Source organism: Pedobacter sp. (genome assembly GCF_965227205.1).
In the GTDB taxonomy this organism is placed as follows: Bacteria; Bacteroidota; Bacteroidia; order Sphingobacteriales; family Sphingobacteriaceae; genus Pedobacter.
The window spans coordinates 3,035,324-3,057,621 of the sequence record NZ_OZ245727.1 but is presented as its reverse complement, the minus strand read 5'-3'; the positions used below and the strand labels follow the sequence as shown (position 1 = coordinate 3,057,621).

Genomic DNA, 22,298 nt, shown 5'->3' with positions numbered 1-22,298 from the left:
TGCCTGGTTATAAAACTCTGAGGGGAACTCCCCTCCTTATTTTCAAGGAGGGGTTGGGGGTGGTTTTTGAGTTTCTTGTAAAAGCAGAAGTTTCTCTAAACCCGATTGAAGTGGAAATACTTTTTGAGCAGCAACCCTGAATAATTTGTCATGCTGAGGCACGAAGCATCTGCAACCGATGAAACAGATGCTTCGTTCCTCAGCATGACAGAAGTTAAAAAAAAAGATTGCAACGAAAAGCGGGACTGTTGTAACCGAAGCATTATTGAAACTGCTTTTCAGAAAAATATTAGTTAATGTTTCGTGAAGACACGAACCATGGCGCTACAAAAAATAATACAATACTCAAGTTTCGATACTTGATACTAAATACTTGATACTAAAAAAATGTTACATCGTCCGCGAAGATTAAGGAAAAACCCGTTGGTTAGAGAGATGGTAGCCGAAACCCGACTATCGAAAGATATGTTTGTGTACCCGTATTTTGTGGTGCCAGGAACGAATGTTACGCATGCAATTGATGCCATGCCAGGCGTAAACCATTATTCGGTTGATACTTTGGTGAAGGATGTGGATGCCGGAATGAAAAAAGGCCTGAATAAAATCATGCTTTTTGGTGTGGGCGATGAAAAATCGGCTGATGCAAAATCTGCTTATCACGACCATTCGTTAGTACCAACAGCGGTTCGTGAGTTGAAGAAACAATTTGGTGAGGATTTGTACGTAGTTACCGATGTTTGTGTTTGTTCTTACACCAATCACGGTCATTGTGGAATTATGGAGAACGATTATGTTCAAAATGATAAAACGGTAGATGTGATTGCGAAAATGGCTTTAACGCATGCACAAGCTGGCGCTGATATGTTTGCGCCATCGGATATGATGGACGGCAGAATCGAAGCGATGCGTAATCTATTGGATGAAAATGGTTTCGTAAATGCGGCTATTATGAGTCATGCCACGAAGTTTGCATCTGCTTATTATGGTCCGTTTAGGGAAGCTGCAGATTGTGCACCAAGTAAAGGCGACCGAAAGGCCTACCAAATGGATTTTAGAAACCCTTTGGAAGCTCTACGTGAAGCGCAATTAGATGAGCAGGAGGGTGCAGATGTGTTAATGGTAAAACCAGGATTAGCTTATCTTGATATTATACAGCGGTTAAAACAAGATACCAATTTGCCTATCGCAGTTTATAATGTTTCGGGCGAATACTCGATGGTTAAAGCTGCTGCACAACGTGGCTGGATTGACGAACAAAAAGTGGTTATGGAAACCATGCATGCCTTTGCCAGAGCAGGAGCAAGCATTATCACCACTTACCATATTAAAGATATTTTAAATAACGACTGGATGTAATTTGAGCTGAAAGCTTAAAGCAGAAAGACCAAAGCCACGTTGTAGCGCTTTACTTTTTGCTTTGAGCCTTAGTCTTTCAGCTTTAAGCTTAATAAAAATGTTAGATTCATTAAAGAAAATGTTTTCAGGCAATGAGGCCGATATTCCAGTGAATACGGGAAGTAAACCTGATATTTCGAGGGTTAAATCTGCGGAGTTGTATGAGAAGTCAAAAACTTATTTCCCTGGTGGGGTAAACTCGCCGGTTAGGGCTTTCAAGTCAGTTTATGGTACGCCACTTTTTATTGAGAAAGGCGATGGTTGCTACATTTGGGATGCCGATGGAAACCAATTTATTGATTTCTGTGGAAGTTGGGGTCCGCTGATTTTAGGACACAATAACACTAAAATCCGTGAGAAAGTTACTGAAGTGATGCAAAACGGAATGAGTTTCGGTGCGCCAACTGCTCTGGAAAATCAACTGGCAGAATTGATTATTAAAAACAATCGCTTTGTAGAGAAAATTCGTTTCACGAGTTCTGGTACAGAAGCAGTAATGTCGGCAATTCGTTTGGCCAGAGGTTTTACGGGCAGAGATAAGATATTAAAATTCGAGGGTTGTTACCACGGTCATAGCGATTCGCTTTTGGTAAAAGCAGGTTCGGGTTTAGTAACTTTTGGTGAAACTTCTTCGGCTGGTGTTCCAAAATCTTTTGCTGAAGAAACGATTGTAATTCCTTTAAATGATAAAACGGCTATTGAACAGGCTTTCGCTCAATTTAAAGACCAGATTGCTGCGGTAATTATTGAGGGGATTCCAGCAAATAATGGTTTAATTATGCAGGATGAAGAATACATTCATTTCTTGCGTAAAATCTGCACGGAGAACAATTCGCTTTTAATTTTTGATGAAGTGATTACAGGTTTCCGTGTTGGTTTTGAGGGTGCGGCTGCATATTATGGCATTACCCCTGATATTGTAACGTACGGAAAAATCATCGGTGGTGGTTTGCCAGTTGGGATGTATGGTGCAAGAGCTGAAATTATGGCGCATATCTCACCTGATGGTGGTGTTTACCAGGCAGGAACTTTATCTGGAAACCCAGTAGCAATGGCTGCAGGGATTGCAACTTTAACAGAATTAAATAAATCTAGCTTTTATAAGGATTTAAATAATAAAACTCAGGATTTTGTAGCCAGCATTCAGCGTTTTGCTACGGCCAGAAATTATAAGTTTAAAGTGTTTACGGTTGGTTCTATTTTCTGGTTTGCTTTTACCGATAAGGATAAAATTCAATCGGCTGATGATATTGATGCGGGCAGCATGGAGAAATTTAAAGTGATGCACCGTGAATTGCTAAACCGTGGGATTTATTTAGGCCCATCGGGATATGAGGTTGGTTTTGTATCTTCAGCACATACCAAAATAGAATTAGAGAAAGCGAAGAGAGCGATTTTTGAGGCGTTGGATTTGGTGTTTAAGAAATAACGGTTTTTAACCACAGAGAACATAGAGGTTTTCACAGAGTGGTATGAGTTTAGTTTTTGAATGATATAGGCATTTAAGAAAATATAAGCTCAGTACCTGAGCGTCATTGCGAGGTACGAAGCAATCTTAAAGCTTTGGGTTTAAAATAGCGATTGTTGTAGGATTGCTTTGTGCCTCGCAATGATGAGAGTATAAATAACTCTGAGGGGTATCCCCCTTTGGAGGGGGCAGGGGGAGGATTTAAGATTCTTTCAGAAGCTGAAGCTTCTTAAACCCGTCCCGATAGCTATCGGGAGAAGTGGAAATACTTTTTTTGATGTTTACCGAAAAAGATTGCCACGTCGTTCCTCCTCGCAATGACGGAAATGGAGCGAATGACAGAGGTTGAAAAAAGATTGCAATCACCAAAAATGTTGGGGAGGACTGAAATAACCAAAATGAACAGAAAATTGCTTTTCAAATAATATAATTTAGCAATTAAGGAATAAATCTTAAAATCCTTAAATCATTAAAATCCTTGTAAAGACAGATGAAGAAATCGATTATCATATTTTACGCATTATTGCTTTATGCTTTAATCCAGCTCATTTCTTGGGGTACTTTGGTGGTGCGTTTGCAGCCAAGCCGCATGACGATGATTATGGGAGAGGGTTCGGTGTTTTTATTTCTGCTTTGTATTGGTGGCTATTTTCTGCATCAAGCGCTAAAACGAGATGAAAAATTTACTGAACAACAGCAGAATTTTTTAATGTCGATTACGCATGAATTGAAATCGCCATTGGCAGCTATAAAACTTTCTATCCAAACCATTGTTAAAAGAGATTTAGATAAGGCTCGTCAGGTTTCTTTGTTGAATAATTCTTTGAAAGATATTGAGCGCTTGGATGATTTGGTAGAAAACATGCTTTTGGCGACAAAGATTGAAAACCGTTCTTACTCGTTTCCAAAAGAAGATTTTAACTTTTCGGAATTGGTTTATAGAATTACAGATAGATTGCAGGTACATTCTTGTGGTAACGAACAATTGATAAATGCGCAAATTCAGCCAAATTTGCAGTTAATGGGTGACAAGTTTGCCTTATCGTCAGTTGTTACTAATTTGATTGAAAATGCGGTTAAATATTCTAGCCCGTGTGATGAGATAAATGTGCTTTTAGACCAGGTTGATGGGCATATTCGATTAAGTGTGATAGATAAAGGACCGGGAATTTCAGATGCCGAAAAAATGTTGATATTTGATAAGTTTTACCGCGTTGGTAATGAGAATGTCAGGAAAGCGAAAGGAACAGGTTTAGGCTTGTTTATTGTGAAAGAGGTTTTACAGTACCATGATGCAGATATTGTAGTAAAAGACAATTTGCCTCAAGGAAGTATTTTTGAAGTAACATTTAGTTAATCTCAATTATGTCACAAAAATTAAGAATTCTATTGGTAGAAGACGAGGATCACTTGTTAGATGCTATCAAATTAAACCTCGAACTTGAGGGTTATAAAGTTCACGCCGTTAAAGATGGTAAAACTGCTCTTAAAGTATTTAAAGAGGAACGTTTTAACCTAATCGTTTTAGATGTTATGTTGCCTGAAATGGATGGTTTCCAAGTTTGTGAAACAATTCGTTTAGAGAATGCAGAAGTTCCTATTATGTTTTTAACTGCTAAAAATACATCAGAAGACCGTGTTTTAGGTTTGAAAAAAGGAGCTGATGATTATTTGGTTAAACCTTTCAACTTAGAGGAATTAATTCTTCGTGTTGGAATTTTAGTTAAACGTAGTTTAAAATCAGATGATTTAAAAGAACTAAATTCTTACAAAATCGGAGATAAAACAATCTATTTTAACTCTTTCGAATTGAAACACGATGATGGCACAATTACACCATTAACGAAAAAAGAAACAATGTTGTTGAAGCTTTTAATTGAGCGTAAAAATGATGCGGTTTCTCGTGAGCAGATTTTAGAAACGGTTTGGAATTATGATGTTTATCCATCTACAAGAACGATTGATAACTTTATTTTAACGTTCCGTAAGTATTTCGAGCCAGATCAAAAAAACCCAGTTTACTTCCACTCGATTCGTGGTGTTGGTTATAAATTTACTGATATTCATTAATGTATAACAACAAAGGCAGATATGCTTTGATGGCTGTTTTTATAATAGCCGCATTAGTTTGTAGTTATTACGAACAATACCAGTTGGCTGCATTGGCAGCCTTTTTATTAGGTTTTGTAATTTGGAGCCATTTAAAGCACAGTTCGGTTTTAATGGCATCTAAGCATTTCAAGAATAACGAATTTGTAAAAGCTAAAGCTTTGCTTGATGAGGTTGCTAGTCCGGAAAGATTAGCCAAAAGCCGCAGAGGTTATTACGAATTTATGCAAGGTAATATTGCTTTAAAAGAAGAGAACTGGGATAAGGCGGAATATCATTTTCAATTGGCAAGCCGTTTTCCGGTTGGTGGTAAAACGCAGAAAGGTTACGTGCTGATTCATTTGGCTAATCTCGCTTTGCGGAAAAAGGATAAAGAAAAAGCCGAGGCTTATACTAAAATCGCAAAAGAACTTGCTGATACCGAGCGTTCGAAAGATATTATTGTTAAGATAGAGAAGGAAATAGGCAAATTATAATACTAATATTGTCATTTTGAGAAACGAAGCACCCGTTTAGTAATAAAAAGGTACTTCGTTTTTTTTTTATTTATACCTTTGCGGAATTCAAATTTTAGACTGTTCGTCATGCTTTGACGATTAGTAAGATACAACAACAAATCATGAAGAATAATTTATTTTTAGACGCAGCATTTTCAAAACAAACAGAACGTCCACCAGTTTGGATGATGCGTCAGGCAGGTCGTTTTATGCCACAATATTGGGAGATTAAAAACAAATACTCTTTTTTAGAGATGTGTAAAACTCCAGAAATTGCTGCTGATGTAACGATGCTTCCTGTTGATTTGTTGGATATTGATGCGGCTATTCTATTCTGTGATATTTTAGTAACTGGCGAGGCGATGGGTGGCGATTTGAGTTTTACTCAAGGCGTTGGTCCGAAGTTTGCAAACCCTGTGCGTAATGCGCAAGATATTGAAAACCTGAACGTTGATTGTTTAGATGAATTGCAATATGTTGCGGATGCGATTAAAGTAATTCAACAACGCTTAAACGGTCGCATTCCATTAATTGGTTTCGCTGGGGCACCTTTTACGGTAATGAGTTATTTAATTGAGGGCGGTTCTTCTAAAGATTTTAAGTTAACGAAGCTTTTTATACATAATCAACCTGAATTAGCGCACAAACTTTTGGCTAAAATTGCTAAAGTAACGGCCGATTATTTAAATCTTCAAATTGCTGCTGGTGTTAATGCACTTCAAATTTTTGATAGCTGGGCGTTGGCATTATCTTGGAACGATTATCAGGAATTCTCACACCGTTATATTCAGGAAATTATTGCAAACTTAAACAGAAAAGATATTCCTGTAATTTCTTTCTGTAAAGGAAGTTCGGTTTTTGCGCCAATTATGGCAGAAGCTAGACCAGATGTAATTTCGGTTGATTGGAATGCTGATTTGTTGAACATTAAAAACGCTTTGCCAAAAGGCATTGCGGTTCAGGGAAATTTAGACCCACATATTTTATATGCTGACAAGGCTGTGATTAAAGCACAAATTCATAAATTATTTGAGCGCATGCGTGGTACTGAAGGTTTTATCTTCAATTTAGGTCATGGTATTATGCCAGATATTCCTTTTGATAATGTGAAGTATGCGATTGATGTAGTAAAGGAGTTTAGGTATTAACCCCCCTAAATCCCCTAAAGGAAACTTTGAACGCCATTTAATATTGATTATATTTGAGTATGGAAACATTAACTATCGATATTCCTGAAAACAAAAGTTCATTAGTAAAAAGCCTATTAAAAGAACTTGGTGTTACTATTCACAAAAAAAATGTAAAGAAAGTTCGAGTTCCAAATGAACTTACCCGTAAAACGATTGAAGATGCGCATAAAGGAATTGGAGTTGGAGAACCTATTGAGGATGTGAAATCATTTTTGGGTTCTTTATAATGTTTACTTTAAAGCCTACCCATCAGTTTAAAAAGGATGCAAAACGAGTAATCAAAAGAGCGTCTAAAAATTTATTTTTACTAGAAAATTTTCTGGAAAAACTTAAAGTAGAGGGGGCAATTGGTATAGAAAAGAAACATCTTCCACATAAACTCACTGGAAATTATAAAGATAATTGGGAGGCACACATTAAACCTGATTTGTTAATTATTTGGTTTGAAATAACTGAAGAAAACGAGATTATTTTACTGAGGTTAGGTACTCATTCTGACTTATTTTAACTCAAAGATTTGCTCTTCATATAATGATAGAAACCCTACAGCCATATTACTACTACTTTCTTGCGGTGCACATCGTATTTGTTATTAGCTGGATGGCTGGGTTATTTTATATTTTAAGTCTTTTTATTTACCATACAGAAGCTAATGAAAAACCAGAGCCTGAAAAAAGTATTCTGATAAAACAGTTTACGAAAATGGAGGCCACTTTATGGAAAATCATTGCTACTCCTGCAATGATAATTTCAGTTTTGGCTGGTGTTTCTATGCTTACTTTGCACTCTGGTTTGCTACAAGCCGATTGGATGCATGTTAAGCTTGGTTTCGTTGTCGGATTGTTAATCTATCATTTCATTTGCCAAAATATCGTAAAACAGCTTAAAAATGGTCAATTCAAAATGACAAGCTTTCAGTTGCGTTTGTGGCGTGAGTTGGCTACCATTTTTATGATTGCAATCGTTTTTGTGGTTATTCTAAAAAATGCATTAAACTGGATTTATGGTTTAATTGGCATAATGGGCGTCGCGATGGCGATTATGATTGCCGTTAAACTGTATAAGAATTATCGGTTGAAAAAGTAAGCTTGGAGTGTAAAGCTGAAAGACCAAAAAATAAGTTGAAAGCGATTGTATCAAGCATATTGTTAATCTATCGTAAACTTGCAATCTGTTCTTAATACTTGATACCCGCTACTTTATACTTTACCGAAAAACTATTCTAAATTTGGCCGATAAAATCCAAACACATGTTTACATCCACAGGTTTGAAAAAAGCCTTACTATTTATATCCTTTCTCTTCACAACTTACATTGCTTCGGCTCAGTTTAATCAATCGGCTCTTGAGAATAGAATTCGTCCGGATAGCAGTTTAACTGACGAGATTCATTTTAACTTTTACAACCTAAACTTCGTTCGGAATTACGAATACACCAATGATTTTCATGATGGTTATACTTTGTATGGAACGCAGTTGCAACCTCAGATTGTGTATTATGCGCATCCTAATTTAGCGATTACGGCTGGTGCTTTTATTCGTAAAGATTTTGGAAGAAATGGTATTACGGATGCCAAGCCATTATTTAGCCTAAAATATCATAAAAGAAATTTAACCTTAATTTTTGGTAGTCTGGAAGGTGGTATTCAGCATAAATATATCGAACCAATTTATAATTTTGAACGAACATTAACCAATCCAATTGAATATGGAACGCAGTTATTGGTTGAACGCAAGAGATTTAATTTAGATGCCTGGATTGCATGGCAGAAAATGATAGAAAAAGGCGAGGCTGCTAAAGAAGAAATTGTTGGTGGTTTATCTACTGAAACAACGATTGCGGAAAACAATGGCTGGAAGTTTAGCTTCCCTGCACAGTTTTTGGCTTTCCACCAAGGCGGACAAATTGATGTGTTAAAAGAGATTCCGATTAGTACGGTTTTTAATGGTGCCGCTGGATTGAAATTACATAAAGAAATTGGTACAAACATTAAACAAGTTTACACCGATAACTATATCGCAGTCTATAAAGATTTATCTCCTGATAAACGCAGAGCTTTTCAAAGCGGTTTCGGTGTGTGGTTAAATGCTGGAGTTGAAAGTAAATGGGGTAGTCTGGTTGCTTCTTATTGGAAAGGGAATAACTTTATTTCCATTAAAGGTATGCCTTTGTATGAATCGGTTTCGAGTAATTTATACACCAATGGTTTAAAGCAAAGCGGTAGAAACATTGTATCGCTGCGTTATGCTTACCAAAAGGAATTAATTCCGCATTTGTATCTTGATGTTCGTTTTGAGCCGCATATTGATTTAGACAATACGGATAAACAGCTGCAGTTTAATCATTCGTTTTTCTTGACATATAAACAGGATTTTAGATTGTTTAAGGCTAAGAAAGCAGAAAGGTAAAAGCTGAAAGGCTAAAGCGAAAGAATTAATTGTATTATAAGACCGTCAACTCAATAAAAATCTACAACAAAACCGTCATTGCGAGGTACGAAGCAGTCTTAAAGCGAAAGATACTAACCCGTAGTTGTAAGATTGCTTCATGCCTCGCAATGACGGCCGAAACTTGAACCCGATAGGAGTGGAAATACTTTTGCTTAAACCTATAAGGTTTTTAAAACCTTATAGGTTTGCAAAAGATTGTAATCTCCAACATTGTTGGGGAGGACCAACACTTCAAAAAAGCTTCTGCCATTGCTTTGCATATCAAAAATCTATATCTTTCTTGAAATTTATTTAAACATTATCTTATTGATAATCAGGTGTTAAAAAAAAATTTTAACTTTTATTTAACTTTTTCTACTACCTCATGCAACCATTGTTCGTAATCTGCCATCTTCTATATACAAACACACAATGAAATTGACGCGAAGCTATACGATAAACGATTTGATGGAGGGCTGCAAAGCTGGCGACCGGAAGATGCAGGAGCTGCTTTATAAGCAAACTGCATCGAAAATGCTGGCTGTTTGCATGCGCTACGCCAAAGATAGAATGGAAGCCGAAGATGTATTGCAAATGGGGTACATTAAAGTTTTTCAAAAGATTAAGGAGTACAGAGGTGATGGTTCTTCTGAAGGCTGGATTAGGAGAGTTATGGTGAACACGGCCATTGAAAGTTACCGAAAAAATTTACGCAGCTTAAATGTGGTTGAAATAGATGAAGCTTACGAGCAACCATCAACCGGATTTGATTTTGGCACATTAGGTATGCAAGATTTGATGAAGGTAATACAGAAACTGGCAGATGGTTACAGAATGGTTTTCAATATGTACGCCATTGAAGGTTATTCGCACAAAGAAATAGGTGAGACTTTAGGTATCTCGGAAGGCGCAAGTAAATCTCAATTATCGAGAGCACGAGCGATTTTAAAAGAAGAAATTATAAAAATGGAGGGATTTGGTTATGCAACCTATACAGGATAAGGATTTTGATAAGTTATTTAAAAACGCTTTCGATGATGCCGAAATTACACCATCTAGAGATTTGTGGAGTAGCATTGAAAGCGAAATTGAACCAAAGAAAAGGAGAATTATTCCAATTTATTGGTTGGCTGCAGCGGCGGTTTTATTAATTGCAACAGTTAGCATTTTGGTTTACCAACAGCAAGATACTGAGCCAAAAAAATATGCCAACAATGTGGCACCAAAAGTTGAAACACCAATTGTAACGGAACAACCAGCTCAAGATTCATCGTTTTCAATTGCAACACCAGTTGAAAAGGTTAATCAAGTGTTACCTGTAAGTGATAAACCAGTTACGACTTTAGCTAAAACTAGGGTAAAAGAAGATGCTAAGCCTATAGAAATACAGAAAGTTGTAACCGCACCTGAAATGCAAAAGCAAGAACAGGTAATTGTTAAAGTTGAGAACCCGCAAAAGGACATTAAAACTAAAATTGAGGAAGCAATTTTACAACCTAAACAAGAAACTGTAATTGCTTCTACACCAGCAGCTGTTAAAACAGATTATGTTGATAATGAAAATAATCAAGCTGAAAGTAAAGGGATAAGAAATGTTGGGGATGTTGTAAACTTAATTGTTAACAAAGTTGATAAGAGGAAAGATAAATTCATCCAGTTTCGTACCGATGATGATGATTCTTCGCTCTCCTCAATAAACATTGGCCCTTTCAAGTTTGGTAAAAAGAAAAAATAGAGTAGGATTTATTAAGATTTAAGGATTGGGCTGTGTAACATTCACTCTTTCAAAAATCAATCACTCAAAATTCAAAAAATAAACACACACAAAATATGAAACAGTTAATTCTTAAAACACTTTTGATAGGCGGGCTTATCGGTGTTATGGCTCAAGGTACTTACGCGCAGCAAGATTCGATAAAAAAGAATAGAAAAGATATAAATTTAGGTATGGTTAAGTTTACCAGAGATGGGAAAGATAGCTCTGCTACTGCTGCAAAATCGGGTCGCTTTGTTGGTGGAATTACCTTTACAAGAGTTGATTTGGGTTTCTCCAGATTAATTGATAACGGAGATTTTAACTTATCTCCAAATAATGAATTTTTAGATTATAAAGGTGGAAAAACAAGTACTTTCTCTTTTGATATCTTGCAGTTTGGATACCGTTTTAACTCTAACTTTAAAGTTTATGTTGCAGGTGGTTTCGACTGGACTTTAATTCGACTGAGAAAAAATATAACAATTGCTAAGAATTCTAATGAATTTGTTTACACCGAACAACCTGTTAACTTCTCAAAAAATAGATTTTCTAGCAGTTATGTACACATTCCTTTAAATTTTGAATTCCGTACTAAAGAAAACGGTAAAGGCAAGAGATTTTACTTCGTTCTTGGCCCTGAAGTAAGCTTTTTACTTAATGGAAAAATTAAACAGGTTAGTGAAGAACGTGGCAAAGAAAAACAATACGATAGTTACCATTTTCAAGCCGTACGTTACGGAGGCACAGTTAGATTTGGTTACGGTGGCTTAGGTTTGTTTACTAAATATTATTTCAACGATATGTTTACAACTTCACAGCAAGCTGGATTAAAGAACATGAGTTTCGGTGTAACCTTCGGTTTAAACTAAAATATAACAACACACAAATCATGTAAATCCTGTTTCGGTTAGGCGGAACAGGATTTTTTTGTTTAAAACATTTGGGTAAAGCTTTAGTCTTTCTGCTTTAAGCTTTATATTTACTCCGTGAGCGATACTATAATCATTGTAAAAAACTTAACGAAACAATACCAGGCTGAACAAGCCGGAGGAATAAAAAATATTAGTTTTAGCATTAATAGAGGTGATGTTGTGGCTATTATTGGCGAAAGCGGTAGCGGGAAATCAACTTTGTTAAAATCTATTTATGGTTTATTAAAAACCGATGAGGGTGAAATTTTCTTCGAAGATAAGCGTGTTTTAGGTCCGGATGAACAATTAATGCCGGGTCATAAACAGATGAAAATGGTGACTCAGGATTTTTCATTGAATATTTATGCAAAGGTTTATGATAATATTGCTTCACAATTATCGAATACAGATTTAAAAACCAAAGCAGAAAAAACTTTGGCAATAATGGAACATCTGCGTATCCTTCCATTACAAAATAAAAAGATTATCGAATTAAGCGGTGGAGAACAACAACGTGTTGCGATTGCCAAAGCGATGGTTGCCGATACTAAAGTTTTATTGTTGGATGAGCCTTTTAGCCAGGTTGATGCTTTACTTAAAAACCAATTAAGAGCCGATATTAAACGTGTTGCAGCAGAAACTGGTGTAACGGTTATTTTGGTTTCTCACGACCCAGCAGATGGATTATTTTTAGCTGATCAATTACTGATTTTGAGGAATGGTGAACTTTTGCAAACTGGCAAACCAACAGAAATTTATCAACACCCAAAACATATTTATACTGCACAAATTTTAGGCAACGCAGTTGTTTTATCTCGTGGCGATGCAGAAAAACTGGGTTTGAAAACTTTTGCGGCCTCTGTTGTTTTTTATCCCGAATGGGCTGAAATAAATAATGGTTGGAGTAGCAGAAGATTTGAAATTAAAGATGTTTATTATAAAGGATTCTATGACGAATTGCTATTGGAAAGAAATGGCGTAACAGTTAGGGCACTACAATTAAATAGGGGAGAGCATAAAAAAAACGACCACGTTCAATTGAACATTAGTCGTTTTTTAGAGTTTTAGAAATATAAATTATAAATCGTTTCCTACCAGTACTATTTTAATTCTAACAGTTGATGTAGGTCTTCTTGGTTGAAGTTGAAAATCTGCACTTTGAACATCGATAGCAACACCACCTCTATATACTTCATAGCTGAAAGCATCAATATTATATACAAAAGGTAATGCAATATAACTTGCACCGCTATTATAAGAAATGTAAACTAAAGTTCCTTCATTATCTATGTGATATTGGTCAATCTCAGGAACAGAAATTTCCGCTGTATACGTTCTGCTATCGCTGCTGAGTGCCCATGCCGTTGTTGGAATATCGCGAACTACTGTTAAAATAGTATTTGGACTTTGAACAAAGGTTTCTTTTTTGCAAGATGCCAAACCTAGTGTGGCAATGCAAAGCATTAAAATAGTAAGTTTTTTCATGTTGATTTTGTTTAATTTGTGTGTGTACTGAACGTAATACAAAACAACTGCCAAAAATTCTGAATCACACATTATGGATTAATAATTGTTTAGCAAGTGTAACATAACATTGAAATTTGAATTAATTCTTTTCACTATGAGAATCATTTTTAGAGTTTTACCTTGGCTAATTTTACTCGTTGCAGGTTACTTTTTTATCTCCAAAAAGTTCAGCATTAATACTTCTGTCGAAAGTAAACATCAACTTTTGGTAGAAAAAATAGAGGCTATTGGTAAACTGGAGCTGGTTCGCTATCAAATTAGCGATGTATTGGAGCATAAAAATAAAACCGATTTTTTGCCTGAGGCAAGTGTTTTGTTAATTGTAAAAGCAGAGGCTGTAGGTTGTATCGACTTAACAAAAATAACCAAAGATAATATTGAAATTGATGCTGATACAGCTGTAGTAAATTTGCCACAGCCCGAGATTTGTTATGTAAAAATCGACCATAAAAATTCGAAAGTTTACGATACCAAAATGGCTTTCTTCCGCGAAGCGGGATTAGTTGATGAGGCTTACAAAGCAGCAGAAAAACATGTAACCGCTGAAGTGAAGAAATCGGATATTCTGGCGCAAACCAAAACCAATGCGGCAAATGTTTTGAAACCTATTATCGAAGGATTAGGCTATAAAAATGTTCGGTTAACTTTTGATTAGTATTTTGTATGTTACCACCTCAGAAACCTTAGTACTGCTAAGTTTTTTAAACGGATAACTTAGGTGCCTGAGGTGGTGAAAAAATTATAAAAAATCTTCACGGTGAGGATTAAAAATATCGATTAACAATCCTTCTTCTAAACAAACCACACCGTGAAATACATTCGATGGCGCAAAGAAAACATCACCTTCGTTTAGTATTTTTTTATCGTCGCCCATGGTAACTTCAAAACTGCCTTTTGCTACATAACTCAATTGCAAGTGCGGATGATTGTGAATTGTACCAACTGCATTTTTCTCAAAAGCAACTTTAACCAGCATCAGGTTATCATCAAAAGGCATTACTTTACGCTTTACTCCTGAGCCTAAATCATCCCAGTCGATATCGTTATCGGTAATTAATGTTTTGTTGGTTAAATCTTTGAAGTTCATTTTTTTATGAGATTTTGTCACGTTGAGCTTGTCGAAACGCTTTTACCGTCCTTCGACAAGCTAAGGATGACACTGATTTAAAAACTTTATCTGCACTTAAATTTTACCACCTAAGAAATGTAAGTTAATCTAAGCGCAACTGTCTTAATGTTCTTATCTTTCTTAATGGTTATTTTTCTAAGTAATCCTTTGCGTTCTTTGCGAAAAACTCTGCGCTCTTTGCGGTTAAAAGCAGTTAAACAAATTAAACCAAATATTCAAACAAAGTCTGGTCTTGGTTCAACTCTATAATTTCGAATTTAAAATCTTCCATACGCTGCAATAAACTCGCATAATCCTCTTTATTGGTTAGCTCGATTCCAACTAGAGCAGGCCCATTTTCCTTATTCGTTTTTTTGATGAACTCGAAACGGGTAATATCATCATGCGGACCTAAAACCTCATTCACAAATAACTTTAAAGCTCCCGGACGTTGCGGAAAACGAACAATGAAATAATGTTTTAAACCCTCAAAAAGCAAAGATTTTTCTTTGATCTCCTGCATGCGCTCAATGTCGTTATTGCCGCCGCTAATTACGCAAACCACATTTTTGCCTACAATTTGGTCTTTTACCTGTTCTAACGCAGCAACAGATAATGCACCAGCAGGTTCTACAACAATCGCATCTTCATTATAAAGTTTTAAAATGGTGGTACAAATTTGTCCTTCTGGAATTAAATATGTCGAGCTGAGCAATTCCTTACAATATTGATAAGTAATCCAGCCCATTCTTTTCACTGCAGCACCATCTACAAAACGTTCAATATTTTCAACAGTTATTGGTCCACCGTTTTTAAGCGCCTCGCTTAACGATGGCGCACCCATTGGCTCAACCCCAAAAATTTTAACGTCAGGTTTTACCGTTTGCAAATACGCACTCACACCCGAAGCTAAGCCACCACCCCCAACAGGTACAACAATCATATCTAAATCTGGTAAATCTTCGAAAATTTCCATCGCAACCGTAGCCTGCCCCTCAATCACTTTTTCATCATCAAAAGGCGGAATAAATGTCGAAGATTTTTCTTCGCAATAAATTAAAGCCTCCTTTAAACAATCGTCGAAAGTATCGCCAACCAAAACAATTTCGATATTATTACCACCAAACATGTTTACCTGTTTGATTTTCTGCTTTGGGGTAATTTCAGGCATAAAAATTACACCTTTAATATTCAGTTTTTTGCAAGAATAAGCAACACCCTGCGCATGATTACCGGCACTCGCACACACAATTCCATTTTGTAATGCATCCGCATTTAAACCACTTATTTTATTGTAAGCACCTCGCAATTTGTATGAACGAACAATTTGTAAATCCTCTCTTTTTAAATAAATGTTGGCATTGTATTTTTGCGATAATCCTTCATTAAACTCAAGCGGAGTGCGTTTTACTACTCCTGCCAAGGTTTTAAAAGCGCTTTCAAAATCGAAAGTATTTTTTATTGTATTGTTCATTTTTTCTAGTATCAAGTAGTGAGAATCAAGTATCAAGATTTGAATCGCACTTATATTCTTTTGAAAAGCAACTTTTTTGCTTATCGGTTATTGTAGTCCTGCCATGCGTTACAATCTTTTTGCGATTGTCAGTCTGAGCTTGTCGAAGACCTGCAAACAAAAAGTATTTCCACTGCTGTCAGGTTTATATACTTTGGTCTGTGCAAGATGCTAAAGGAACACCCCGCCTTTCAGGCACCACTCTAAAAAGAGGGGAATTCCCCTCAAAGTTTAAAAGCAACATACAGACTTGCGCTTTGCAATTCCCCTCTTCCAGAGGGGTGTCCGCAGGACGGGGTGTTCCTTTTCATACCCCCATCTCTTTATTCCATAAACCTCATCGCCTTAAGATTGCTTCCCCGAAATGTCGGGGCAGGCTGTGCCTCGCAATGACGAAGCGGCTTTTCTTTTCGCTTTAACTTTTAGTCTCTAACCTTTAGTCTTTCAGCTTTAATCTTTCTGCTTTCAGCTCCCTTACAAAAACTTATTAATCGCGTCTAAATATGCATTAGCAGATGCCTTCACGATATCAGTGCTGAAACCAAAACCCACGAAAGATTTGCCTTGGTAATCTACCTTCATGTTTACTTTACTCACATCATCACTTCCGCCATGCATGGCTTGAATAGCAAATTCCTTAAGTGTAATATCTTTGTCGATGATGCTCACAATAGCGTTTATTGTTGCGTCAACTGGTCCGTTACCTTCGGCTTTAGCTTCTTTCTCTACACCTTCATATTGCAATTTGATGTTAGCTGTAGGCTTAGCCTGGTCGCCACAAACCACCTGAAGCAAGTTTAATTTGTAACCATTTTTGTAAGATTCAGTTTCGCCATCGCTCATTAAGAAAAGTAAATCATCATCTGTAATGTCTTTTTTCTCATCAGCTAAAACCAAGAAACGTTCGTACACATCATCAATATTAATTTTCTCAATATCATAATCTAAACGCTCTAAATGGTGTTTCAAAGCATGGCGACCGCTACGGGCAGTTAAAATAATATCCGCACTGTTTAAACCAACATCTTCAGGGTTGATGATTTCATAATTTTCGCGGTGTTTCAAAAATCCATCCTGGTGAATGCCAGAGCTATGGGCAAAAGCATTTTTACCAACAATAGCTTTGTTTGGTTGAACTGGCATGTGCATCATGCGACTAACCATTCCGCTGATTTCAGTAAAGTGCTTGCTGTTTATTCCGGTATGTAAACCTAAAGCATGGGTTTTTAAAATCATCGAAACTTCTTCCAAAGCAGTATTTCCGGCTCTTTCGCCAATTCCATTTATAGTACACTCAATCTGGCGGGCACCATTTAAAACACCAGCAATGCTATTAGCTGTTGCAACGCCTAAATCGTTATGGCAATGAACAGAAATAATAGCCTGGTCTATATTTTTAACATTTTCTTTTAAGTAAAGAATTTTCGAACCATACTGCTCTGGTAAACAATAACCATTCGTATCAGGGATATTTACCACAGTTGCACCAGCTGCAATTACCGCTTCAATCATTTGAGCCAAAAATGCATTGTCAGCTCTTCCTGCATCTTCCGCATAGAATTCAACATCCTCTACAAACTTTTTTGCATATTTAACGGCTTCAACCGCTCTTTCTAAAATTTTCTCTCGGGTACTGTTAAATTTGTATTGAATGTGCATATCCGAAGCGCCAATTCCAGTATGGATACGTGGATATTTGGCGTATTTCAACGATTCTGCTGCCACGTCTATATCGCCTTTAATGGCTCTTGTTAAAGCACATATGGTTGGGTTTTTTATCGCTTTTGATAACTCCACCACACTTTGAAAATCGCCTGGACTTGAAATTGGAAAACCAGCTTCAATCACATCAACACCAAGTAATTCAAGTGCTTTAGCAATCTCAATTTTTTGGTTGGTATCTAACTGGCAGCCTGGAACCTGTTCGCCATCGCGTAATGTGGTGTCGAAAATATATACTTTATTTGGGTCGTGTATCATTATTCTTGTGTTGGGATTAACTTTTGTGATAAAAATTTCAATACCAATTTGCCCATTTCGGCTGTGCCTAAAACTTTAAATCGGTTGGTGGTTTGGTCGGCAATGTCATGTGTTCTGAAACCTTCTTTCAAAACCGCATCAACGGTGTCAACCAATAACTTAGCTTCTTCTTTCAGCCCGAAACCAATTTCGAGCATTAAGGCTGCGGATAGGATAGAAGCGAGTGGATTAGCTAAATCTTTTCCTGTAATATCATGTGCCGAACCATGGATTGGCTCGAAGAAACCTGTACTTTCTCCGACAGATGCAGAAGCCAACATACCCATCGAACCTGCAATTTGCGAAGCTTCATCAGTTAAGATATCGCCAAATAAATTTGCCGTTAAAACCACATCAAATTTTTTCGGGTTTTTGATTAACTGCATCGCAGCATTGTCAATAAACATGTGCTCGGTTTCTACATCAGGATACTGTTTCGCAATTTCCTGAACGGTTTCACGCCATAAACGAGAACTTTCCAAAACATTAGCTTTATCTACAGAACATAATCTTTTGCTACGTTGTTGTGCGGCTTGGTAAGCTTTGTGCGCAATACGCTCCACTTCGTAACGATGGTAAATCATCAAATCAGAAGCTGTATTTCTATCTTCGGAACGTGTTTTTTCGCCGAAATAAACATCGCCAGTTAATTCGCGGAAGAATAAAATATCTGTTCCTCTTAAAATTTCTGGTTTAATGCTCGATGCCTGAAGAAGTTCATCAAATAATAAAATTGGGCGCAGGTTTGCGAATAAACCAAGTTCCTTACGGATTTTTAATAAACCTTGCTCAGGTCTAACTTTTAAACTCGGGTCGTTGTCGTATTTGGCATGGCCGATAGCGCCAAAGAGGATGGCATCGCTTTTTCTTGCTTTCTCTAAAGTTTCGTCTGGCAAAGGTTCGCCTGTAACTTCAATAGCCGCATGGCCCATTAAAGCTTCGTCAAAAACAAATTCATGACCGAAAATTTCTGCAATTTTCTCTAATGCTGCTTTTCCCCAAGTGGTTACTTCTGGTCCAATACCGTCTCCAGGTATTACTAAAATGTTCTTCTTCATCGTATTAATATTGTCGTCATTGCGAGGTACGAAGCAATCTCCTTTGCTGTACTTCTTAAACGAGATTGCTTCGTGCCTCGCAATGACGAGTTTGGGTATTTAAACTTTCGACGACTTTTACTTCGCCTTTTTCTAATAATATTCTTTTTTCGATGCAGGTTGGCAGCTGCGATTCAAAATGGCCAACATAAATTAAAGTCATTCCATTGCTGCACAACTCATCAACCAATTGGTTAAAATGTTGGGTTTGCTGTTGGTCTAAACCCTGACAAGGTTCATCTAAAATCAATAATTCAGGATTTTTAATGATTGTTCTAGCCAGTAAAACCAATCGTTGTTTCCCCAATGGAAGTGCCGTTAACAACTCATTTTTATTTTCGGTTAAGCTAAAATATTCAACCAATTCATCAACCTGTTGGCTTTTGCTGTATGGCAATTGCTGAAATAACCCGACAGTATCATAAAAACCCGAAGCAATGCTTTGCCAAACCGTTGCCGAAGCATCAAAATACCAATGAAATTCAGGTGAAATTAAACCGATGTGCTGCTTAATGTCCCAAATGCTTTCACCACTTCCTCGTCTGTTTCCAAATAAATAAAGTTCGTTGGCGTAAGATTGCGGATGGTCGCCGTTTACCAGACTTAATAAAGTTGATTTTCCAGAACCATTATGCCCTTGCAACAACCATTTTTCGCCTGCTTTAACTTCCCAGTTAATGTTTTTTAAAACTTGTTTTTCGCCGTAGCTGATATTCACATCAACCATTTTAACGATGTTATTTGATGAATAAACCGGCGATTCTTTTAGAAAATCTGGAATTTCCTTTAGATTTTTTTTAGCAGAAACTGATGTTACAACTCTTAAATTTGAAACGCTGATTTTACCATCTTTTATTTCCGCAAAGCGATTTATAGAAGTTGGCAATTCAGTATCGTTAGAAATCAAAATCAATTGAACGCCGCTTTCAGCAACCTCATCTAAAAGAATATTTAAATTTTTGCGTGATGCTGCATCTAAACCCGTGTAAGGTTGGTCGATGATTAATAGTTGTGGTTTTAGCCATAAAGCTTTAACCAATTGCAGTTTTTTGTGTTCTCCGCTTGATAATTCAATCAGTTGCGAACTGGCAAATGAAGAAAAATTTAAAGCTTCTAAAATGCGTTCAACTTTATCTAAATGAAGACTTTTTTCTTTGCCATAACTCACCAATTCAGCATGAACAGTAAGTGTATCCTTAGCCTGCTGACTGGTGTAACGCTGTTGATAATAGAAATTTGCAACGCCTTCTAAATTTTTAAATTGATACCAACTCTCTACAAATAAAACCTCGGCAGGCAAATCGCTTTCATCATCAAAGTTGATTTTTAATTCGCCAATGGCACTTTGTAAGCCAGCTATTATTTTAGCCAGGGATGTTTTTCCGCTTCCGCTTTCGCCAAATAAAACAGATTGTTCACCAGTATTTATTGTCCAATTCAAATCCTTTAACACCGATTTTTGTTGGTGTTTTAAGGTTAAATCTTGAATACTGACGAAACTTTCTTTCATGTTTTTTATTTTTTCCCTTCGGGATGATTGCACCGATTAAAGTGATTTCACTGATTTTTATTGGCGGTCGTCATTGCGAGGTACGAAGCAATCCTACAACTTGTGGCTTTGGTTTTTAACCTATCGCATTAAGATTGCTTCGTGCCTCGCAATGACGAGTGTGTTAGTTTTTCGCTTTAGCCTTTAGCTTTACTCTTTCGCTTTGGTCTTTCAGCTGTACGCTTTCTACCTCTTCTCAAACTCTTCAATCAAATCTTTTTGAGCCAAGATGAAATCGATATCATCATAACCATTAATCAAGCATGATTTTTTATAAGCATTAATCTCGAAAGATTCTTGCGTGCCCGTATCAACAATGGTTACCGTTTGGTTTTCTAAGTCAACTTCTAGAGGAGATTTAGCATTATTTTCCACCGCTTTAAAAATTTGAGCCAGAAAATCCTCACTCACTTGTATTGGTAATAAGCCATTGTTTAGCGCATTACCTTTAAAAATATCGGCAAAAAAACTACTGATTACCGCATCAAAACCTGCATCCTGAATCGCCCAAGCTGCATGCTCACGACTACTGCCACAACCAAAGTTCTTCCCAGCCACTAAAACCTGTCCGCTGTAAGTTGGGTTATTTAAAACGAAATCAGTTTTAGGTTGATTATTGTTTTCATAGCGCCAGTCGCGGAACAAGTTTTCGCCAAAACCCTCACGAGTTGTCGCTTTCAAAAACCTTGCAGGGATAATCTGGTCGGTATCGATGTTTTCTATATTTAAAGGCACTACTGCCGATGTTAATTTTGTGAATTTTTTCATTGTGTCGTTTTTTTGTTCTCTGGTTTGTTGGTTGTTTAGACTTACAACTTATAACCTAAAACTTATTACTTTTTTATCGCTTTCACTCGCAATCTTCTATAATCTGCTACCCATTCTCCGTTGATGAAATAATCGGGTTTCAGTATTTCTACGGCTAAATTTTTAATAGATTCAGCTTGTTCTTCTGTTGAGTTTTTAAATGCATGCTGTGCAAATTGGTTAATCCAAACATACATTCCGTCCTCGCCAATTAGCGTTGTTGGTCTGTCGAATAACCAAATTTGTTCTACTTCAAAACCTTTCGATTCTAAAAGCGTAGCGTAGGCACTCACTGATGGGAAAAACCAAAAATCAGTCAGCACTTTATCTGCAAAGCCTAATTGTTCAGCGGCAGATTTTATCGCATCGGTTATGCTTTTAACATTGCCTTTGCCGCCAAACTCCGCAACCAATCTTCCACCAGTTTTAAGGCTTTTAAATAATGCCTCAGCCAAAGCATTTTGGTTTTCAATCCAATGGAAAGTCGCATTGCTGAAAATTGCATCAAACTTTTCATGGTAAGCAAGTCGAGTTCCATCCACCACTTCAAAGTTTAAGTTGGGATAAGTAGTTCTGGCATTTGCAACCATATCTGCTGATGCATCAGTGCCTATAACAACAGCACCACTTTCGGCAATTTGCGCAGCCAGCTGACCAGTTCCGCAACCCACATCTAAAATGTGTTCGTCGGCTTTAGGCGCTAACCATTGCAAAACATCCGCTCCGAAATCAGATACGAAATGGTGTTGTTTATCGTATATTGTTGCATCCCAAACTATTTCTGGCATTTTTACTTTATTTTAATTTTTTTACCATCTAAGAAACCTAAGGCCATCTAAGATTTTTTCGCGTTATCGTCATTGCGAGGTACGAAGCAATCTATTTTATAAGTGAGATTGCTTCGTGCCTCGCAATGACGATTG

23 protein-coding genes are annotated in these 22,298 nt (G+C 36.8%); 15 read left to right on the top strand and 8 right to left on the bottom strand.

The genetic code is table 11. The annotated features are described in order from the left end of the window. Positions 1-387: 387 nt before the first annotated feature. The 14 genes from hemB (at position 388) to ACO05K_RS12935 (ending at position 12,823) form a co-directional block, all read left to right on the top strand. On the top strand, positions 388-1,356 hold the full coding sequence (gene hemB / locus ACO05K_RS13000) for a porphobilinogen synthase (RefSeq protein WP_421944861.1): 969 nt from the start codon (positions 388-390) through the stop codon (positions 1,354-1,356). A gap of 97 nt (positions 1,357-1,453) precedes the next feature. Then, complete coding sequence (hemL, locus tag ACO05K_RS12995; protein WP_421944860.1) at positions 1,454-2,824, top strand: glutamate-1-semialdehyde 2,1-aminomutase; 1,371 nt, start codon at positions 1,454-1,456, stop codon at positions 2,822-2,824. A 529-nt stretch (positions 2,825-3,353) separates the two neighbouring features. After that, a complete protein-coding gene (locus ACO05K_RS12990; protein ID WP_421944859.1) occupies positions 3,354-4,220 on the top strand; it encodes a sensor histidine kinase in 867 nt (288 codons plus the stop codon). Between the two features lie 8 nt (positions 4,221-4,228). Further along, positions 4,229-4,933, top strand: a complete 705-nt coding sequence (locus tag ACO05K_RS12985; protein WP_269413539.1) for a response regulator transcription factor — start codon at positions 4,229-4,231, stop codon at positions 4,931-4,933. Beyond that, positions 4,933-5,448, top strand: coding sequence for a hypothetical protein (locus ACO05K_RS12980; RefSeq protein ID WP_421944858.1), 516 nt, complete (start codon positions 4,933-4,935; stop codon positions 5,446-5,448). Before ACO05K_RS12985 ends, ACO05K_RS12980 begins: the two co-directional genes overlap by 1 nt. Before the next feature lie 143 nt (positions 5,449-5,591). Further along, the gene (gene hemE, locus ACO05K_RS12975) at positions 5,592-6,617 is read left to right on the top strand and encodes a uroporphyrinogen decarboxylase (RefSeq protein ID WP_421944857.1); all 1,026 of its coding nucleotides are present in this window, start codon (positions 5,592-5,594) and stop codon (positions 6,615-6,617) included. A 59-nt stretch (positions 6,618-6,676) separates the two neighbouring features. After that, positions 6,677-6,886: a hypothetical protein gene (locus ACO05K_RS12970; protein WP_421944856.1), complete on the top strand. Its 210-nt coding sequence runs from the start codon at positions 6,677-6,679 to the stop codon at positions 6,884-6,886. Further along, on the top strand, positions 6,886-7,167 hold the full coding sequence (locus ACO05K_RS12965; RefSeq protein ID WP_421944855.1) for a type II toxin-antitoxin system YafQ family toxin: 282 nt from the start codon (positions 6,886-6,888) through the stop codon (positions 7,165-7,167). Before ACO05K_RS12970 ends, ACO05K_RS12965 begins: the two co-directional genes overlap by 1 nt. A 23-nt stretch (positions 7,168-7,190) precedes the next feature. Next, the gene (locus ACO05K_RS12960) at positions 7,191-7,745 is read left to right on the top strand and encodes a CopD family protein (protein ID WP_421944854.1); all 555 of its coding nucleotides are present in this window, start codon (positions 7,191-7,193) and stop codon (positions 7,743-7,745) included. A 164-nt stretch (positions 7,746-7,909) separates the two neighbouring features. Next, positions 7,910-9,067 (top strand): hypothetical protein, encoded by a 1,158-nt coding sequence (locus ACO05K_RS12955; RefSeq protein ID WP_421944853.1) that lies wholly within the window; start codon positions 7,910-7,912, stop codon positions 9,065-9,067. Between the two features lie 453 nt (positions 9,068-9,520). Further along, positions 9,521-10,090, top strand: coding sequence for an RNA polymerase sigma factor (locus ACO05K_RS12950; RefSeq protein WP_421944852.1), 570 nt, complete (start codon positions 9,521-9,523; stop codon positions 10,088-10,090). Continuing rightward, positions 10,071-10,823 (top strand): hypothetical protein, encoded by a 753-nt coding sequence (locus ACO05K_RS12945; RefSeq protein WP_421944851.1) that lies wholly within the window; start codon positions 10,071-10,073, stop codon positions 10,821-10,823. The genes ACO05K_RS12950 and ACO05K_RS12945 overlap by 20 nt, the downstream gene beginning before the upstream one ends. 95 nt (positions 10,824-10,918) lie before the next feature. Beyond that, positions 10,919-11,713: an outer membrane beta-barrel protein gene (locus ACO05K_RS12940; protein ID WP_421944850.1), complete on the top strand. Its 795-nt coding sequence runs from the start codon at positions 10,919-10,921 to the stop codon at positions 11,711-11,713. 117 nt (positions 11,714-11,830) lie between these two features. Then, positions 11,831-12,823 carry an ABC transporter ATP-binding protein gene (locus ACO05K_RS12935; protein ID WP_421944849.1) on the top strand — a complete coding sequence of 331 codons (993 nt, stop codon included), beginning with the start codon at positions 11,831-11,833 and terminating at the stop codon, positions 12,821-12,823. 9 nt (positions 12,824-12,832) lie between these two features. Here the strand turns inward: ACO05K_RS12935 and ACO05K_RS12930 are convergent, their stop codons facing one another. Further along, a complete protein-coding gene (locus tag ACO05K_RS12930) occupies positions 12,833-13,240 on the bottom strand; it encodes a hypothetical protein (RefSeq protein WP_421944848.1) in 408 nt (135 codons plus the stop codon). 136 nt (positions 13,241-13,376) lie between these two features. Here ACO05K_RS12930 and ACO05K_RS12925 point away from each other — a divergent pair, with 136 nt between their 5' ends. Next, a complete protein-coding gene (locus tag ACO05K_RS12925; protein ID WP_421944847.1) occupies positions 13,377-13,937 on the top strand; it encodes a DUF4230 domain-containing protein in 561 nt (186 codons plus the stop codon). An 84-nt stretch (positions 13,938-14,021) separates the two neighbouring features. On the opposite strand, the gene ACO05K_RS12920 is transcribed toward ACO05K_RS12925, so the two are convergent. The 7 genes from ACO05K_RS12920 to ACO05K_RS12890 form a co-directional block, all read right to left on the bottom strand. Further along, complete coding sequence (locus ACO05K_RS12920; protein WP_421944846.1) at positions 14,022-14,369, bottom strand: cupin domain-containing protein; 348 nt, start codon at positions 14,367-14,369, stop codon at positions 14,022-14,024. Positions 14,370-14,613: 244 nt separating this feature from the next. Then, entirely contained in the window at positions 14,614-15,864 is a 1,251-nt protein-coding gene (gene ilvA, locus ACO05K_RS12915; RefSeq protein ID WP_421944845.1) for a threonine ammonia-lyase IlvA, read from the bottom strand. A 513-nt stretch (positions 15,865-16,377) separates the two neighbouring features. Continuing rightward, complete coding sequence (locus ACO05K_RS12910; protein WP_421944844.1) at positions 16,378-17,883, bottom strand: 2-isopropylmalate synthase; 1,506 nt, start codon at positions 17,881-17,883, stop codon at positions 16,378-16,380. Next, positions 17,883-18,980 (bottom strand): 3-isopropylmalate dehydrogenase, encoded by a 1,098-nt coding sequence (gene leuB, locus ACO05K_RS12905; protein ID WP_421944843.1) that lies wholly within the window; start codon positions 18,978-18,980, stop codon positions 17,883-17,885. Before leuB ends, ACO05K_RS12910 begins: the two co-directional genes overlap by 1 nt. A 55-nt stretch (positions 18,981-19,035) precedes the next feature. Further along, on the bottom strand, positions 19,036-20,529 hold the full coding sequence (locus ACO05K_RS12900) for an ATP-binding cassette domain-containing protein (protein ID WP_421944842.1): 1,494 nt from the start codon (positions 20,527-20,529) through the stop codon (positions 19,036-19,038). A gap of 225 nt (positions 20,530-20,754) precedes the next feature. After that, positions 20,755-21,336: a 3-isopropylmalate dehydratase small subunit gene (gene leuD, locus ACO05K_RS12895; protein ID WP_421944841.1), complete on the bottom strand. Its 582-nt coding sequence runs from the start codon at positions 21,334-21,336 to the stop codon at positions 20,755-20,757. Positions 21,337-21,401: 65 nt separating this feature from the next. Further along, complete coding sequence (locus ACO05K_RS12890) at positions 21,402-22,163, bottom strand: class I SAM-dependent methyltransferase (RefSeq protein ID WP_421944840.1); 762 nt, start codon at positions 22,161-22,163, stop codon at positions 21,402-21,404. Positions 22,164-22,298: the final 135 nt, after the last annotated feature.

What these genes read in the sequence shown, in the direction of transcription:
- leuD (WP_421944841.1), bottom strand. Translation starts at nt 21,336, where the DNA reads ATGAAAAAATTCACAAAATTAACATCGGCAGTAGTGCCTTTAAATATA.
- ACO05K_RS12925 (WP_421944847.1), top strand. Translation starts at nt 13,377, where the DNA reads ATGAGAATCATTTTTAGAGTTTTACCTTGGCTAATTTTACTCGTTGCA.
- ACO05K_RS12985 (WP_269413539.1), top strand. Translation starts at nt 4,229, where the DNA reads ATGTCACAAAAATTAAGAATTCTATTGGTAGAAGACGAGGATCACTTG.
- hemL (WP_421944860.1), top strand. Translation starts at nt 1,454, where the DNA reads ATGTTAGATTCATTAAAGAAAATGTTTTCAGGCAATGAGGCCGATATT.
- ACO05K_RS12940 (WP_421944850.1), top strand. Translation starts at nt 10,919, where the DNA reads ATGAAACAGTTAATTCTTAAAACACTTTTGATAGGCGGGCTTATCGGT.
- hemB (WP_421944861.1), top strand. Translation starts at nt 388, where the DNA reads ATGTTACATCGTCCGCGAAGATTAAGGAAAAACCCGTTGGTTAGAGAG.
- ACO05K_RS12920 (WP_421944846.1), bottom strand. Translation starts at nt 14,369, where the DNA reads ATGAACTTCAAAGATTTAACCAACAAAACATTAATTACCGATAACGAT.
- ACO05K_RS12970 (WP_421944856.1), top strand. Translation starts at nt 6,677, where the DNA reads ATGGAAACATTAACTATCGATATTCCTGAAAACAAAAGTTCATTAGTA.
- leuB (WP_421944843.1), bottom strand. Translation starts at nt 18,980, where the DNA reads ATGAAGAAGAACATTTTAGTAATACCTGGAGACGGTATTGGACCAGAA.
- ACO05K_RS12910 (WP_421944844.1), bottom strand. Translation starts at nt 17,883, where the DNA reads ATGATACACGACCCAAATAAAGTATATATTTTCGACACCACATTACGC.
- ACO05K_RS12900 (WP_421944842.1), bottom strand. Translation starts at nt 20,529, where the DNA reads ATGAAAGAAAGTTTCGTCAGTATTCAAGATTTAACCTTAAAACACCAA.
- ACO05K_RS12960 (WP_421944854.1), top strand. Translation starts at nt 7,191, where the DNA reads ATGATAGAAACCCTACAGCCATATTACTACTACTTTCTTGCGGTGCAC.
- ACO05K_RS12945 (WP_421944851.1), top strand. Translation starts at nt 10,071, where the DNA reads ATGCAACCTATACAGGATAAGGATTTTGATAAGTTATTTAAAAACGCT.
- ACO05K_RS12990 (WP_421944859.1), top strand. Translation starts at nt 3,354, where the DNA reads ATGAAGAAATCGATTATCATATTTTACGCATTATTGCTTTATGCTTTA.
- hemE (WP_421944857.1), top strand. Translation starts at nt 5,592, where the DNA reads ATGAAGAATAATTTATTTTTAGACGCAGCATTTTCAAAACAAACAGAA.
- ACO05K_RS12965 (WP_421944855.1), top strand. Translation starts at nt 6,886, where the DNA reads ATGTTTACTTTAAAGCCTACCCATCAGTTTAAAAAGGATGCAAAACGA.
- ilvA (WP_421944845.1), bottom strand. Translation starts at nt 15,864, where the DNA reads ATGAACAATACAATAAAAAATACTTTCGATTTTGAAAGCGCTTTTAAA.
- ACO05K_RS12890 (WP_421944840.1), bottom strand. Translation starts at nt 22,163, where the DNA reads ATGCCAGAAATAGTTTGGGATGCAACAATATACGATAAACAACACCAT.
- ACO05K_RS12930 (WP_421944848.1), bottom strand. Translation starts at nt 13,240, where the DNA reads ATGAAAAAACTTACTATTTTAATGCTTTGCATTGCCACACTAGGTTTG.
- ACO05K_RS12980 (WP_421944858.1), top strand. Translation starts at nt 4,933, where the DNA reads ATGTATAACAACAAAGGCAGATATGCTTTGATGGCTGTTTTTATAATA.
- ACO05K_RS12950 (WP_421944852.1), top strand. Translation starts at nt 9,521, where the DNA reads ATGAAATTGACGCGAAGCTATACGATAAACGATTTGATGGAGGGCTGC.
- ACO05K_RS12955 (WP_421944853.1), top strand. Translation starts at nt 7,910, where the DNA reads ATGTTTACATCCACAGGTTTGAAAAAAGCCTTACTATTTATATCCTTT.